The 14,412-nt window shown below is 74.7% G+C and carries 11 protein-coding genes; 2 read left to right on the top strand and 9 right to left on the bottom strand.

Features of this window, described 5'->3' with window-relative positions:
- Nucleotides 1-892: 892 nt before the first annotated feature.
- The 7 genes from ACF061_RS10005 to pdhA form a co-directional block, all read right to left on the bottom strand.
- Nucleotides 893-1,873 carry an NAD(P)H-quinone oxidoreductase gene (locus ACF061_RS10005; RefSeq protein ID WP_392266345.1) on the bottom strand — a complete coding sequence of 327 codons (981 nt, stop codon included), beginning with the start codon at nt 1,871-1,873 and terminating at the stop codon, nt 893-895.
- Between the two features lie 240 nt (nt 1,874-2,113).
- On the bottom strand, nt 2,114-3,211 hold the full coding sequence (locus ACF061_RS10000) for a potassium channel family protein (RefSeq protein WP_392266344.1): 1,098 nt from the start codon (nt 3,209-3,211) through the stop codon (nt 2,114-2,116).
- Nucleotides 3,208-4,632: a molybdopterin molybdotransferase MoeA gene (locus ACF061_RS09995; protein WP_392266343.1), complete on the bottom strand. Its 1,425-nt coding sequence runs from the start codon at nt 4,630-4,632 to the stop codon at nt 3,208-3,210. The genes ACF061_RS10000 and ACF061_RS09995 overlap by 4 nt, the downstream gene beginning before the upstream one ends.
- Nucleotides 4,629-5,603, bottom strand: a complete 975-nt coding sequence (locus ACF061_RS09990; protein ID WP_392266342.1) for an NTP transferase domain-containing protein — start codon at nt 5,601-5,603, stop codon at nt 4,629-4,631. Before ACF061_RS09990 ends, ACF061_RS09995 begins: the two co-directional genes overlap by 4 nt.
- Nucleotides 5,604-5,928: 325 nt before the next feature.
- Nucleotides 5,929-7,446, bottom strand: a complete 1,518-nt coding sequence (locus ACF061_RS09985) for a dihydrolipoamide acetyltransferase family protein (RefSeq protein WP_392266341.1) — start codon at nt 7,444-7,446, stop codon at nt 5,929-5,931.
- Nucleotides 7,446-8,450: an alpha-ketoacid dehydrogenase subunit beta gene (locus ACF061_RS09980; protein WP_392266340.1), complete on the bottom strand. Its 1,005-nt coding sequence runs from the start codon at nt 8,448-8,450 to the stop codon at nt 7,446-7,448. The genes ACF061_RS09985 and ACF061_RS09980 overlap by 1 nt, the downstream gene beginning before the upstream one ends.
- Nucleotides 8,447-9,586, bottom strand: a complete 1,140-nt coding sequence (pdhA, locus tag ACF061_RS09975) for a pyruvate dehydrogenase (acetyl-transferring) E1 component subunit alpha (protein ID WP_392266339.1) — start codon at nt 9,584-9,586, stop codon at nt 8,447-8,449. The genes ACF061_RS09980 and pdhA overlap by 4 nt, the downstream gene beginning before the upstream one ends.
- Nucleotides 9,587-9,776: 190 nt before the next feature.
- Here pdhA and ACF061_RS09970 point away from each other — a divergent pair, with 190 nt between their 5' ends.
- On the top strand, nt 9,777-10,256 hold the full coding sequence (locus ACF061_RS09970) for an Lrp/AsnC family transcriptional regulator (protein WP_392266629.1): 480 nt from the start codon (nt 9,777-9,779) through the stop codon (nt 10,254-10,256).
- A 165-nt stretch (nt 10,257-10,421) separates the two neighbouring features.
- On the opposite strand, the gene ACF061_RS09965 is transcribed toward ACF061_RS09970, so the two are convergent.
- Complete coding sequence (locus tag ACF061_RS09965) at nt 10,422-11,012, bottom strand: TetR/AcrR family transcriptional regulator (RefSeq protein WP_392266338.1); 591 nt, start codon at nt 11,010-11,012, stop codon at nt 10,422-10,424.
- Nucleotides 11,009-12,523, bottom strand: a complete 1,515-nt coding sequence (locus tag ACF061_RS09960; protein ID WP_392266337.1) for a 3-hydroxyacyl-CoA dehydrogenase — start codon at nt 12,521-12,523, stop codon at nt 11,009-11,011. The genes ACF061_RS09965 and ACF061_RS09960 overlap by 4 nt, the downstream gene beginning before the upstream one ends.
- Nucleotides 12,524-12,716: 193 nt before the next feature.
- Here ACF061_RS09960 and paaN point away from each other — a divergent pair, with 193 nt between their 5' ends.
- Nucleotides 12,717-14,408: a phenylacetic acid degradation protein PaaN gene (gene paaN, locus ACF061_RS09955; RefSeq protein ID WP_392266336.1), complete on the top strand. Its 1,692-nt coding sequence runs from the start codon at nt 12,717-12,719 to the stop codon at nt 14,406-14,408.
- The last annotated feature ends 4 nt before the right edge of the window (nt 14,409-14,412 follow it).

Genomic DNA, 14,412 nt, shown 5'->3' with positions numbered 1-14,412 from the left:
CCGAGCCGTCGCCGTCGCAGCACCGAGCCGTCGCAGCACCGCGCCGCCGCACCGCCGTGCCACCGAACCGCCGGACCAGTGCTCCACCGACCGGGCGCCTGAGGGGATTCCCGAAGTGACTCCATGGCCACGCGCCGCACTGCGGGCGACCGGACTGCTCATAGCGACGGCAGTGGCCGGACTGCCCGGCGGACCCGCCTCGGCCCGCGGCTCCGCGTCCGGATCCCCTGCCTCCGCCCTCACCCCCGTGACCGCCCTCACCCCTGTGCCCGGCCCCACCGCCGCGACCGTTCCCGCCCCCGCCCCCGCGTCCGTTTCCGCCCCCGCGTCCGGGGCCCCTTCTGCCACTGTGCACGGCACTTCCTCCGCGCTCCCGGAGGCCGGTGACCGCCCGGCCGCCGGCCTCTCGGCCGGGCCGCCCCGCTCGCACGCCCCCTCGGTCTCCGCTTCCACGGCCTCCCCGGCGTACGCCGTCCCCGAACCGCCCCCGTCGGCCGCCCGCTCCTCGGCGCCCGCGCCCCCGCCCGCCACCGGGCCACCGCGGCCGGGGAGCCGGGCGGGTGAGGGACGGCACCGGCCGGGCCGACCGCGCGGCCGGAAGCCGCAGGGTGTCGGCACGGCGCCGCGGGAGGCGGCGGACGGCCGGGGCGAGAGCACCGGCGGCACGACCGGCCCGCCGGCGCCGACGGCCGCCCCCAGGTCGCCCGAGCCGGCCGCCCGGCTGTCGTCCGGCCCCCCGGACACGCACCCGCCCCGGCCGGTCGCCCGGCCCGCGCCCGGGACCGGGCACACACGCCGGCTCCTGCCCCTGGGCAGCGGACTGGTCCTGATCGGCCTCGGCCTGGGACTGGCCTTCATCGCCCTCCGGACGCGCAAGGGCTGACGCCCCGGGTCAGGGCGCCACCAGCAGCACCTTGCCGATGTGACCGCTCTCCTCGACGACCCGGTGGGCGGTGGCGGCGTCGCTCATCGGCACCTCCCGGTCGACGATCGGCCGGACGTGCCCGTCGGCGAGCAACGGCCACACGTGCTCGCGCACCGCCGCGACGATGGTCGCCTTCTCACCGAGCGGCCGGGACCGCAGCGAGGTCGCGCTGATGGCGGCCCGCTTGCCGAGCAGCGCGCCGATGTTCAGCTCGCCCTTCACGCCGCCCTGCATGCCGATGATCGCGAGACGCCCGTTGACGGCGAGTGCCTGCACGTTGCGGTCCAGGTACTTGGCGCCCATGTTGTCGAGGATGACGTCGGCGCCGGCCCCGTCGGTGGCCCGCCGGATCTCCTCGACGAAGTCCTGCTCGCGGTAGTTGATCAGGACGTCGGCGCCCAGCTCGGCGCAGAAGTCCAGCTTCTCCTTGGTGCCCGCGGTGACGGCCACGCGCGCACCGGCGGACTTGGCGAGCTGGATCGCCATGGTCCCGATGCCGCTGGAGCCGCCGTGCACGAGCAGGGTCTCACCGGGACGGAGGTGGGCGACCATGAAGACGTTCGACCAGACGGTGCAGACCACCTCGGGCAGCGCGGCGGCCTGCCGGAGGTCGACGCCGCCGGGAACCGGCAGCAGCTGGCCGGCCGGGACGGCGACCTTCTCGGCGTAGCCGCCGCCCGAGAGCAGGGCGCACACCTCGTCGCCGATCGCCCAGCCGGACACGCCGGGGCCGAGCGCGGCGATCCGCCCGGCGCACTCCAGGCCGGGGTACCGGGAGGCGCCGGGCGGCGGGTCGTAGAAGCCCAGCCGCTGCATGATGTCGGCCCGGTTGACGGCGCTGGCCACCACTTCGACCAGCACCTCCCCCTCACCGGGCACCGGATCGGGCACCTCTTCCCACGCCAACGTCTCGGGTCCGCCGGGTTCCTCAATGGTGATCGCATGCATGCAGCCGACGCTACTCCTGCGCCCCGTCGTCCCGCCGTCAGTCCGCGCACGGCCCTGCCATCGGTCCGCGGCCCGGCCCGGTCGGTGCCGTCGGCCCTGCCGACGGTCCGCCGCCGTTCTCACCGCCGGCCGACGGCTCGCCCCGCGTCCCCGGCCGGTGGACCGCCCCGTGGCCGATCCTCCGTTTCTCACAGCCGGTCGGTGACTCGCCCCGCGGCCGGTCCCGGGGCCGACTCGCGGTCAGTCCTGCGGCAGCGGGCGGATGTCCGGGGTGACCTTGGTCTCCGGCGTGGCACGGACGATGGTGATGAGGCGGTCCGTCAGCTGGAGGGGGGCGGCGGCCGGATCGTCGTAACCGAGGACCCGGTGTCCGCGTAGGACGCTCACCACGAGGTCGTCGGTCTCCCGGGGGCTCTTGCCCACCTCGGCCTTCACGACGGGCCGTTCGACGAGGTCCAGCCCACTGCCCTGCTGGATCAGGTCCTCCATGACCATGCCGGCGGCCGGACTGAGCACGGACAGCCCCAGCAGCCGTCCCGCGGCGCTGGCGCTGGTGATCACGGCGTCCGCCCCGGACTGCTTCAGCAGCGGTGCGTTCTCCTCCTCCCGCACCGCGGCGACGATCTTCGCCCCCCGGTTCAGCTGCCGGGCGGTGAGCGTCACCAGCACGGCCGTGTCGTCCCGCTGCGTGGCGATGATGATCTGCCGGGCCCGCTGTACCTCCGCACGCTTCAGCACCTCGCTGCGCGTCGCGTCGCCGACCACTCCCGCGTACCCGTCCGCCGTGGCCAGGTCGATCACCTTGGCGCTGGGATCGACCACGACGACCTGCTGCTTCTTCAGTCCCGTCGCACAGACGGTCTGGATCGCCGACCTCCCCTTCGTGCCGAAACCGACGACGACGGTGTGATCGCGCAAGGCGGACCTCCAGCGGCTCAGGCGCCATTCCTCACGAGTGCGTTCGGTGAGCACTTCGAGCGTGGTGCCGACGAGGATGATCAGGAACAGCACGCGCAGCGGCGTGATGACGAGGATGTTGGTCAGCCGGGCGCTGTCGCTGACCGGGGTGATGTCGCCGTAGCCGGTGGTGGACAGGGTCACCGTGGCGTAGTACGCCGCGTCGAGCAGGTCCACGGAACTGTCGGCGTTGTCGTGGTAGCCGTCGTGGTCGGCGTAGACGACCAGCACGGTCACGGCCAGTACCAGCAGAGCCATGGCCAGCCGTTTGCCGACCTGGCGTATCGGGCGCTCCACCAGTTTCCTCGGGAGTTTCACCCGATGGGTCACGAGATTCTCGTCCGCCTGGCGGGCTATCGCGTCATGGCCCGGAAGTTTCACGTGAAACACACCCCGATTCCGGCCGCGGCCCAGGGCAGATCGATGAGTTCGGCCTCCTGCCCCGCTCGGGCGCCTCCCGGCGGGACGACGGCGAGCGCGTCGGCCGCCGCGACGCCCCGCAGCATGGCGGGGCCGTTGTAGCGCAGCGGAACCGCGTGGTCGCCCCGCAGCACGACGGGCACCAGCCGGGTGTCGTAGGGATGTCCCTGCACGGCTCCCTGCAAGGGCATCGTGTACGGCTCCGGAGCCGGGCGCGCGGCCAGCGTGCGCAGCAGCGGCTCGGCCAGTGTGAGCAGGCCGGAGACGGCGGCGAGGGGGTTGCCCGGCAGCCCGACGAGGTGCTGCCTCTCCTTGGTGCGGGCCAGGAGCATGGGGTGTCCCGGGCGTACCTTGACGCCGTCCACCAGCAGTTCCGCGCCGATCCGGCGCAAGGTGGGCTGAACGTGGTCGACGGGTCCGGCGGCCGTGCCGCCGGTGGTCACGATCAGGTCGGCCTCGGATCCGGTGAGCGCCTTGTGCAGGGCCCTGGCGTCGTCCCCGATCCGGCGCACGGTGGTGACCTCGGCGCCGAGCGCCCGCAGCCAGGGCGGCAGCATCGGGCCGAGCGCGTCCCGGATCCGGCCGTCCCGCGGCAGGCCCTCGGCGAGCAGTTCGTCGCCGAGCACGAAGACGTCCACGCGGGGACGGGGGATCGCGGTGAGGGTGTCGTAACCGGCTGCGGCGGCGAGGCCCAGCACGGCCGGAGTGACCAGGGTGCCGACCGGCAGCAGCTGGTCCCCGCCCCGGCACTCCTGGCCGCGCGGACGGATGTCCTGGCCGTGGCTCATCTCCCGGGTGGGGTGCAGCCTGCCCTTGGCGTCCGTGCGGCCGTGTTCGCTGCGCAGTACGGCCGTGGTGTCCTGCGGGATGCGGGCGCCGGTCGCGATCCGTACCGCCTCCCCGTCGGTCAGCGGCTCGGGCCGTTCGTGCCCGGCCAGAGCGCCCCCGTCACGCACGGCCCAGGGGCCGGGGCCGGCGACCGCCCAGCCGTCCATCGCCGAGGCGTCGAAGGAGGGGAGGTCGGTGAGGGCGGTGAGCGGCTCGGCCAGGACCAGCCCCAGGGCGGTCTCCAGCGGGACCGTGACGGGTGGGCGGCGGTCGGCGGCCCGGGCGCTGCGGGCCGCCCTGGCGGCGGTCTCGCGGGCCTGGGGCCAGGGCGTGGCCCGGTGGTGGGCGTCCCCGGCGTGCGGAGACCCGGCCGCGGGCGTCCCATGGCCGCCGGACAGGCCGTCGAAGGGGGCGTGTCCGGCGGCGGGGGCGCCGCTGTCGCCGCCGTGGCCCGTGTCGGTGGTGTGGCCGTTGGCTTCCTTCACGAGGGCGAGGGCCTCCTCGACGTCGAGGTCCTCGACGTCCTCGCCGGTGCGTACGCCGGGGGCGGTCATCCCGCGTCCGGCCTGGTGTCGGGCGTGGGGCCAGGAGCCACGTCGGGACCGGCCGCCACGGCGTCCCGGCCCTCGTCCGCCCAGCTCAGGGCGAGCGCGGCGGCCTTGCGTGCGGCCTCGGCGACCGCGTCGGGGCCGCCCTCCGCCCGCGCCGCCGCGTAGCCGACGAGGAAGGTGGTCAGGGGTGCGGCGGGCCGGGCCACACCGTGGGCGGCATCACGGGCGAGGTCGAGCAGTACGCCGGTGTCGACGTCCAGGTCGATGCCCAGCTCGTCCTTGACTGCGGAAATCCATTCATCCAACACGTGCCCATGCTCCCTGATGCGTGCCCTGGCGGTGGCGATGTCGCCCCAGGTGTCGCAGTCGAACGACGCGACCTGGTCGGGGACTCGGACGAGGTCGAGCGCGGCCGTCAGCCGGCGCAACGGCAGCCCGCTGAGGGAACCGCCGGGGGCGGCGCCGGACGCGGGTACGCCGGACGCGGGTGCGCCGAGGCCGTTGGTCGTGTCCGTGGGGGCGCCGGCCGCTGCGGTGCCACGGGTGGGCGCGGTGCCGGCGAGCGACGTCAGTACGCGGCGCAGCGCGGACGCGCGGTAGGCCGCCACGAGCGGCTGGTCGCGGCCGTCGGCGTCGGTGAGCAGGGCGCCGTCGGCGTGGCCGGCGCGCAGGACGGTCAACAGCCCTCGGACGGTTCCCGGTTCGAGGAACGGCAGGTCAGCGGAGAGGACTACGACATGGTCCGCCGTGGTGTGACGCAGTCCCGCGTCGAGCGCGGCCAGCGGTCCGCCGCCGGGCGGTTCCTCGCGCGCCCACCGCACCGGCCGCGCGGTGGGTCTGGGGTCGGCCACGACGACGGTGGTGCGCGCGTCCGCGCAGGCGGCGAGCACACGGTCGAGCAGGGCACGCCCGCCGACCCGTACACCGGGCTTGTCCGCGCCGCCGAGCCGCCGGGCGGCGCCGCCGGCGAGCACGACGACGTCATAGGCCCCCGGATGATCGCCGCGCGGGCCGCCGGGCGCGCCGGGGCCGCCGGGCGCGCCGGGGCCGCCGGGCGCGCCGGGGCCGCCGGCGGGGCCAGGAACGCCTGGCGGCCCGGGGGCGCCGAAGGAGTCGGGGCCGCCGGAGGGGCCGGGGGCATCTGGCGGGCCGGGGACTCCGAGCGGCCCGGGGGCGCCAGGAGAGCCGGGGGAGCCGGGGGCACCAGAGGTGCCGGGGGCGCCGAGGGGCTCGTGGGCGGTCACCCCACGAGTATGCGTCCCGTCCGCGATCCCGTGGGACGCGGACGGGACCGTGCGGTCAGAGGGTGCGCAGCAGCACCGCCGGCTGTTCCACGCAGTCGGCCACGTACCGCAGGAATCCGCCCGCAGTACCTCCGTCGCACACCCGGTGGTCGAAGGTGAGCGAGAGCTGCACGACCTGGCGCACCGCCAACTCCCCTTCTTGCACCCAAGGTTTGGGGACGATGCGGCCGACACCGAGCATGGCGGCCTCGGGGTGGTTGATGATCGGCGTGGAGCCGTCGACGCCGAACACGCCGTAGTTGTTCAGCGTGAAGGTGCCGCCGGTGAGCTCGCCGGGGGTGAGGGAGCCGGACCGGGCCGCGTCGGTCAGCCGGGCGAACTCGGCCGTCAACGACTCTGCGTCCCGAGTGTGCGCGTCCCGGACGACCGGGACGACGAGCCCGCGCTCGGTCTGCGCGGCGAAGCCCAGGTGGACCCGGTCGAGCCGGACCACCTCCCTGGCCTCCGTGTCGACCGTGGAGTTGAGCTCCGGGAAACGGGCAAGCGCGGCGGTGCAGATCCGGGCCAGGAGCGCGAGCAGGGAGATCTTCGGGCCCCCGGCCGCGTTCATGGCCGCGCGGGCGCGCATCAGCTCCGTCGCGTCGGCGTCGACCCAGCAGGTCGCGTCCGGGATCTCGCGACGGCTGCGGGACAGCTTGTCCGCGACTGCGCCCCGTACGCCCTTGAGGGGGATGCGGTCGCCGGCGGGGGCGGGCCGCGGGGCCGGCGCCGGTGCGGCCCGGGTGCCCGCCGCGGCCCGGCGCAGCGCGTCCTCGACGTCCGCGCGCAGGATCAGCCCCTGGGGCCCGGAGCCCGGCAACTGCCGCAGGTCCACGCCGTTCTCCCGGGCGAGCCTGCGGACCAGCGGGGAGATGACGGGAACGGGCCCTTCGGCCGTCCGTCCGGCCACCGAGACCGGCGCCCCGGCGGGAGCCGTGGACGCCCGGCCGTCGGCCGGACGCGTCCGTCGGCCGCCCGGGCCGGTCCCGGCACCGCTCACGGCCCCCGGGTCACCGACGGCCGGTGACGAGGCCCGCGCGCCGTCGACGGCCGGTGCACCGGCCGACGGATCCGGGCCGTTCACGGCCCGGGAGACCGGCTGCGCGCCGGGTACGGGCCGCGCCGGCCGCACCCGGCGGCGCCGCGCCGGGGCCGCACCCGTGCCGTAGCCGACCAGGACGTTGCCGGAGCCACCGGTCCCGTTCCCGGCGGGCGGCCCGGACACCTCGGACCGGCCGGCCGCCTCGGAAGCGTCCGCCGGGCCCTGCGGCGCGGACGGCCCGGACGGATCGCCGACCGCGACCGTCAGCAGGGGGGCTCCGACGGGGAGTTCCGCGCCCTCCTCGCCGAACCGCGCCGTGACCACGCCGCCGTACGGGCAGGGCACCTCGACCATCGCCTTGGCCGTCTCGACCTCCACGACCGGCTGGTCCACGGCGACGACCTCGCCCACCTCCACCAGCCAGCGGACGATCTCCGCCTCGGTGAGCCCCTCCCCGAGGTCGGGGAGCCTGAACTCCAGCACCTGTGCCATCAGCCCTCGGCCTCCCACTGCAGACGCGCCACGGCGTCCAGGATCCGGTCGACGCCGGGCAGGTGGTGGCGCTCCAGCATCGGCGGCGGGTAGGGGATGTCGAACCCGGCCACGCGCAGCACCGGCGCCTCCAGGTGGTGGAAGCAGCGCTCCGTGACCCGGGCGGCGATCTCCCCGCCCGGACCGCCGAAGGAGCCCGACTCGTGCACGACGACCGCGCGTCCGGTGCGCCGCACCGACGCGCACACCGTCTCGTCGTCGAACGGCACCAGGGAGCGCAGGTCGACGACCTCCAGGTCCCAGCCCTCGGCCCGGGCCGCCTCGGCGGCCTCCAGGCAGACGGGCACGGACGGCCCGTAGGTGATCAGCGTGGCGCTGCGGCCGACGCGCCGCACCACCGCCCGGCCCAACGGCTCGACACCCTGCGGTTCCTCGGGGTTCCAGGAGTCCTTCGACCAGTACAGCCGCTTGGGTTCGAGGAAGACGACCGGGTCGTCCGACGCGATGGCGGCGCGCAGCAGGCCGTAGGCGTCGGCGACGGTCGCGGGCGTGACGACATGGAGCCCCGGAGTCGCCATGTAGTACGCCTCGGAGGAGTCGCTGTGGTGCTCCACTCCGCCGATGCCGCCGCCGTAGGGGATCCGCACGGTGATCGGCAGGGGCATCTTCCCGCGCGTGCGGTTGCGCATCTTTGCCACATGACTGGCGAGCTGCTCGAAGGCGGGGTAGGCGAAGGCGTCGAACTGCATCTCGACGACCGGCCGCAGGCCGTACATCGCCATCCCGACGGCGGCGCCGAGGATTCCCGCCTCGGCCAGCGGGGTGTCCGTGCAGCGGTCGTCGCCGAACTCCTTGGCGAGGCCGTCCGTGACGCGGAATACACCGCCGAGGGTGCCGACGTCCTCGCCCATGACGTGTACGGCGGGGTCGGCGGCCATCGCGTCGCGCAGGGCGCGGGTGAGGGCCTGGGCCATGGTGGCCGGCTTGAGCGCGACGGCGGTCATCGGGCCGTGCCCTCCTCCGCCTCGGCCACCAGCTCGGCCCGCAACAGGTCGCGCTGCTCGCGCAGTTGACCGGTGGGTTCGGCGTAGACGTGGTCGAACAGGTCCATCGGGTCGAGTTCCGGGTCCTGGTTCATGCGCTCGCGCAGCCGCGCGGCCATCGTCTCGGCGTCCTCCCGGACGGCCGCGGCGGCGTCCTCGTCGAGCAGGCCGCGCCCGGTCAGCTCCCGCTCCAGCAGCAGGACCGGATCGTGGTCGCGCCAGGCGGTGACCTCGGCGTCGCCGCGGTACCGGGTGGCGTCGTCGGCGTTGGTGTGGGCGTCGACGCGGTACGTGATCGCCTCGACGAGGGTCGGGCCGCCGCCCGCGCGCGCGTGCCGTACGGCGTCGGTGAGCACCTCGTGGACGGCGGCGGCGTCGTTGCCGTCGACCAGGCGGCCCGGCATGCCGTAACCGACGGCCTTGTGAGCCAGGGAGGGCGCGGCGGTCTGCTTGGCGAGCGGCACGGAGATGGCGAAGCCGTTGTTCTGCACGAGGAAGACGACGGGCGCCTGCCAGACGGCGGCGAAGTTCAGCGCCTCGTGGAAGTCGCCCTCGCTGGTGCCGCCGTCGCCGACCATGGCCAGCGCCACCACGTCGTCGCCCTTGAGACGGGCCGCGTGGGCGAGGCCGACGGCGTGCGGCAACTGGGTGGCGAGTGGCGTGGACAGCGGGGCGACCCGGTGCTCGCGGGGGTCGTAGCCGGTGTGCCAGTCGCCGCGCAGCAGCGTCAGCGCCTCGACGGGATCCACGCCGCGGGCCACGACGGCGAGCGTGTCGCGGTAGCTGGGGAAGAGCCAGTCGCGCTCCTGAAGGGCGAGCGCGGCGGCGACCTCGCAGGCCTCCTGGCCGGTGCTGGAGGGGTAGACGGCGAGGCGGCCCTGCTTGGTCAGGGCGGTGGCCTGCGCGTTGTAACGGCGGCCGAGCACCAGCCGGGCGTACAGACGGCGCAGCAGCTCCGGATCGGCCTTGGCGGCCGCCTCCGTCCCCAGGACGCGGTAGGGCTCCGCGTCGGGCAGCAGCGGCGCGGGGTCGGTACGGGGCTGCCAGGCGGGCGGCGGCGATGGCCGATACGCACCCCGCTGCTCCATGACCGTCATGACGGCACCTCCTCGTGGGAGCGGCTACGGGAGGCGCGTCGGCTGTGAGGCGCCTCACCTACCGATTGTTCGGTCGTCGGCGCATTTTGGCTACAGACGCCCCCGGGCTGTGGACAAACGGTTCTGCACAGCATGGGATGGACGCAGTACGTCCACACCGGGGAGGCGGGGGGACATGGCACCTGAACAAATGGCCGACGGCCCGGGCGGCGCGGCCCCGCCGCCGCGCCCGCTGGACGCCATCGATCAGGGGATCCTGCGCATTCTCCAGGCGGACGGCCGCGCCTCGATACGGTCGGTCGCCGAGCGGACCCACGTCTCGCGCGCCAACGCCTACGCCCGCATCAACCGGCTCATCGAGGACGGCGTCATCCGAGGCTTCGGGGCCCGCGTCGACCACGAGCGGGCGGGCCAGGGAACCTCGGCGTACATCACGCTGAGGATCGTGCAGAACTCCTGGCGCACGGTGCGCGAGCGACTGCGGGAACTGCCCGGCGCGTCCCACATCGCGCTGGTCGGCGGGGACTTCGACGTGCTGCTGCTCGTGCACATGCCGGACAACCGGGCGCTGCGCGAGGTGGTGCTCACCCGGCTCCAGGCGATCCCCGAGGTGCTCGGCACCCGCACCCTGCTGGTGTTCGAGGAGGAGGACCTGGAGCCACCGGGGTGAGCCCGCGCGGCCGACGCCGGAGTGAGCCCGCGCGGCCGACGCCGGGGTGAGCCCGCGCGGCCGACGCCGGGGTGAGCCCGCGCGGCCGACGCCGGAGTGAGCCCGCGCGGCCCCGGCGCCCGCACCGCCGTCCGCCCGCACCGCCGCCCGCGCCAGGGCAGGCGCTCACGCGCCCCTGCGCAGCCCCCCGAAGACCAGCCGGACCACCGCTTCGCCCACTTCCCGCTCGCTCGTCCCGCGCCCGTCCGGCCGGTACCACTCCACGATCGAGTTGATCATCCCGAAGACGAGCCGGGTCGCGAGCCGCACCTCCACGTCGCCGCGCACGTCCCCGTCCGCGGCCGCCGCCCGCAGCAGCTCGGCCACCCGGTGGTCGAACTCGCGCCGCCGCTCCAGCGCCCACCGTTCCGTCCCGGTGTTGCCGCGCACCCGCAGCAGCAGCGTCACGTAGGGCAGTTCGGCGATGAGCACCTCGACCATGCGCCGCACGACGTACTCCAGGCGCTCGACGGCGCGCCCCGCCCGCGCGGGTTCCTCGTCGAGGATCCCGAAGAGTCCGTCCAGCGCCCGGCTGACCGCCCGCCGCAGCAGCTCCTCCTTGCCGGCCACGTGGTGGTAGATCGACGACTTGGAGATGCCCGCCGCCCTGGACAGGTGCTCCATGGAGGTGCCGTCGTAGCCGCGCTCGTTGAAGACCCGCACCGCCACCGACAGCAGCGTCTCCGGGGTGTACGTGTCACGCCTGGCGGTGGTCACGAGGCACTCTCCCTCTTCTCGCCGGCGTAGGCGTGGCGGTACAGCGCGAGGGACGGGGCGTAGCGCCCGGAGGGGTCGCGCAGGTGCAGGTCGTCCAGGAGGTCGTAGGCCCAGGTCCGGCCGAGCCGGCGGCTCCACTCGAAGGGACCGAGGGGGTAGTTGACGCCCAGGCGCATCGCGGTGTCGATGTCCTCCTCGGTGGCCACCCCCTTGGCGACGGCGTCGTGCGCGAGGTCGACGATCCGGGCGACCGTGCGGGCGACGATCAGGCCCGGGACGTCGCCGACGACGCTGACGTCCTTGCCGAGCGCCTGGAAGAGGCCGACGGCCTCCGCCAGGGTCTGCGGGTCGGTGTCCTGGGAGGCGGACAGGGCGATGCGGGTGGCCCGGCGGTAGTCGAGCGCCAGGTCGAAGTAGACGACGTCCCGGAACTCGACGGAGGTCTGCCCGTCGGCGAGGACCAGTTGTCCGCCGCTGGGCAGCACCAGGCGGGTGCCGTGGTCCTCGTCCTCCTCGCGGACCGGGATGCCGGCCTCGCGGATCAGCGCCGTCACCTCGGCCGCGGGACCCAGGTCGCCCTCGACGACGACGTACGCGGGCGGCCGCGCCGGCTCGGCGGTGTGCGGTTCGGGGCGCTCGGCGCCGTCGCCGTAGTCGTACCAGCCGTGGCCGCTCTTGCGGCCGAGTCGGCCGGACTCGACCAGACGCCGCTGGGCGAGCGAGGGGGTGAAGCGCACGTCCTGGAAAAAGGACTGCCACACGGAGTGCGTGACGGACTCGTTGACGTCCTGCCCGATCAGGTCGGTCAGCTCGAAGGCGCCCATCCGGAAGCCGCCGGACTCGCGCAGCACGGCGTCGATGGTGGCGGGGTCGGCGCCCTGGGACTCCAGGACGGCGAAGGCCTCGGCGTAGAAGGGGCGGGCGATGCGGTTGACGATGAAGCCGGGGGTGTCGGCGCAGGCGACCGGGGTCTTGCCCCAGGCGCGGGCGGTCTCGTACGCGCGCGTGGCCGACGTGACGTCGGTGGCGAACCCGGAGACGACCTCCACCAGCGGCAGCAGCGGGGCCGGGTTGAAGAAGTGCAGGCCCACCAGGCGCCCCGGATCGCGCAGCGCGCCGCCGATCGCGGTCACCGACAGGGAGGAGGTGTTGGTGGCGAGCAGGCAGTCGTCGGCGACGACCTCCTCCAGCTCCGTCAGCAGCGCCTGCTTGACGTCCAGCCGTTCCAGGACGGCCTCCACGACCAGCGCGCAGTCGGCGAGCTCCGCGAGACTGTCGACGGCGGCGAGCCGGGCACGGGCCGCGTCCCGGTCGGCGGCGGTGAGCCGGTCCTTGTCGACGAGCCGGTCGAGCCGGGCGCCGATCGCGGCGGCCGCCTGTCCGGCCCGCCCGGGCACGGCGTCGTACAGGCGTACGGGATGCCCCGCGACCAGCGCGACCTGGGCTATGCCCTGGCCCATGGTGCCGGTGCCGACGACGGCCACCGGGCTGCTGAGGTCGAGTGCTGTCATGTGCGCGATCCTCCCGCACGACGTTTTCCACAGACGCGGCGGACCCCGTGGCCCGACTTTTCCACAGAACCGGCCGACTCCCCTTGTCCCGACCGATCGTTCGGTTACTCTAACCCTGACCAGCAGTCCCCGCCCATGTTTCTGCCCGGTCCGAGCTCGACGAGGAGCTCTCGAGACAAGGAGTTGGTCCCGCATGGCCGCCGAACCGACCGCGCACGAGCTCATCGCCCGCCACCGGCCCACTCTCGACCAGGCGCTGGAGGCGATCCGCACGCGCGCGTACTGGTCCCCCCACCCCGAGCACCCCAAGGCCTACGGGGAGCACGGCAGCCTGGACGCCGCCGCGGGCAAGGCCGCCTTCGACGCCCTCCTGGGCACCCGCCTCGACCTCGGCCAGCCCGGTACGGACGACTGGGTCGGCGGGGAGGTCTCGCCGTACGGCGTCGAGCTCGGCGTGACCTACCCGCACGCGGACCTCGACGTGCTGCTGCCGGCCATGAAGGCCGGACAGCGGGCGTGGCGGGACGCCGGCGCGGAGACGCGCGCCGTGGTCTGCCTGGAGATCCTCAAGCGGATCAGCGACCGGACGCACGAGTTCGCGCACGCCGTCATGCACACCTCCGGCCAGGCCTTCCTGATGGCGTTCCAGGCGGGCGGCCCGCACGCACAGGACCGCGGCCTGGAGGCGGTGGCGTACGCCTACGCCGAGCAGACCCGCACCCCGGACGCCGCCGAGTGGACCAAGCCGCAGGGCAAGCGCGACCCGCTCGCCCTCACCAAGCGGTTCACCCCGGTCCCGCGCGGGATCGGGCTGGTCATCGGCTGCAACACCTTCCCGACGTGGAACGGCTACCCGGGCCTGTTCGCCTCCCTGGCCACCGGCAACGCGGTCCTGGTCAAGCCCCACCCGCGCGCGGTGCTGCCGCTGGCGCTCACCGTGCGGGTCGCCCGGGAGGTGCTCGCCGAGGCCGGCTTCGACCCGAACCTGGTGGCGCTGGCCGCCGAGCGCCCGGGCGAGGGCATCGCCAAGACCCTGGCCACCCGTCCGGAGATCCGGATCATCGACTACACGGGCTCGACGTCCTTCGGCGACTGGCTGGAGGCCAACGCCCGGCAGGCGCAGGTCTACACCGAGAAGGCCGGCGTCAACACGGTCGTCGTGGAGTCGACCGGCGACTACCAGGGAATGCTCGGCAACCTGGCCTTCTCGCTGTCCCTCTACAGCGGCCAGATGTGCACCACCCCGCAGAACCTGCTGATCCCGCGCGACGGCATCCGCACCGACCAGGGCCCCAAGTCCTTCGACGAGGTGACCGCCGACCTCGCCCGGGCCGTCGGCGGGCTGCTCGGCGACGACGCGCGGGCCAACGCCCTGCTCGGCGCGATCGTCAACCCCGACGTCAAGGCCCGCCTGGAGGCCGCGGCCTCCCTCGGCGAGGTCGTCCTCGCCTCCCGCGAGGTCACCAACCCGGACTTCCCCGAAGCGGTCGTCCGCACGCCGGTGATCGTCAAGCTGGACGGCGCCAAGCCGGACGCCGAGGCCGCCTACATGAGCGAGTGCTTCGGCCCGGTCTCCTTCGCCGTCGCGGTCGACTCGGCCGCCGACGCGGTGGAGCTGCTGCGGCGCACGATCCGCGAGAAGGGCGCGATGACGGTGGGCGCCTACACGACCGACGAGGAGGTCGACCAGGCGGTGCGGGAGGTGTGCCTGGAGGAGGCCGCCCAGCTTTCGCTGAACCTCACCGGCGGGGTGTACGTCAACCAGACGGCCGCCTTCTCCGACTTCCACGGCTCGGGCGGCAACCCGGCGGCCAACTCCGCCCTGTGCGACGGGGCGTTCGTGGCGAACCGGTTCCGGGTGGTGGAGGTCCGCCGGGAGGCGTAGGCCC

This window comes from Streptomyces sp. NPDC015220 (genome assembly GCF_043079345.1).
Classification (GTDB): domain Bacteria; phylum Actinomycetota; class Actinomycetes; order Streptomycetales; family Streptomycetaceae; genus Streptomyces.
Note: the sequence above shows the minus strand (reverse complement) of the source record. Positions and strands in the feature narration are given on the sequence as shown.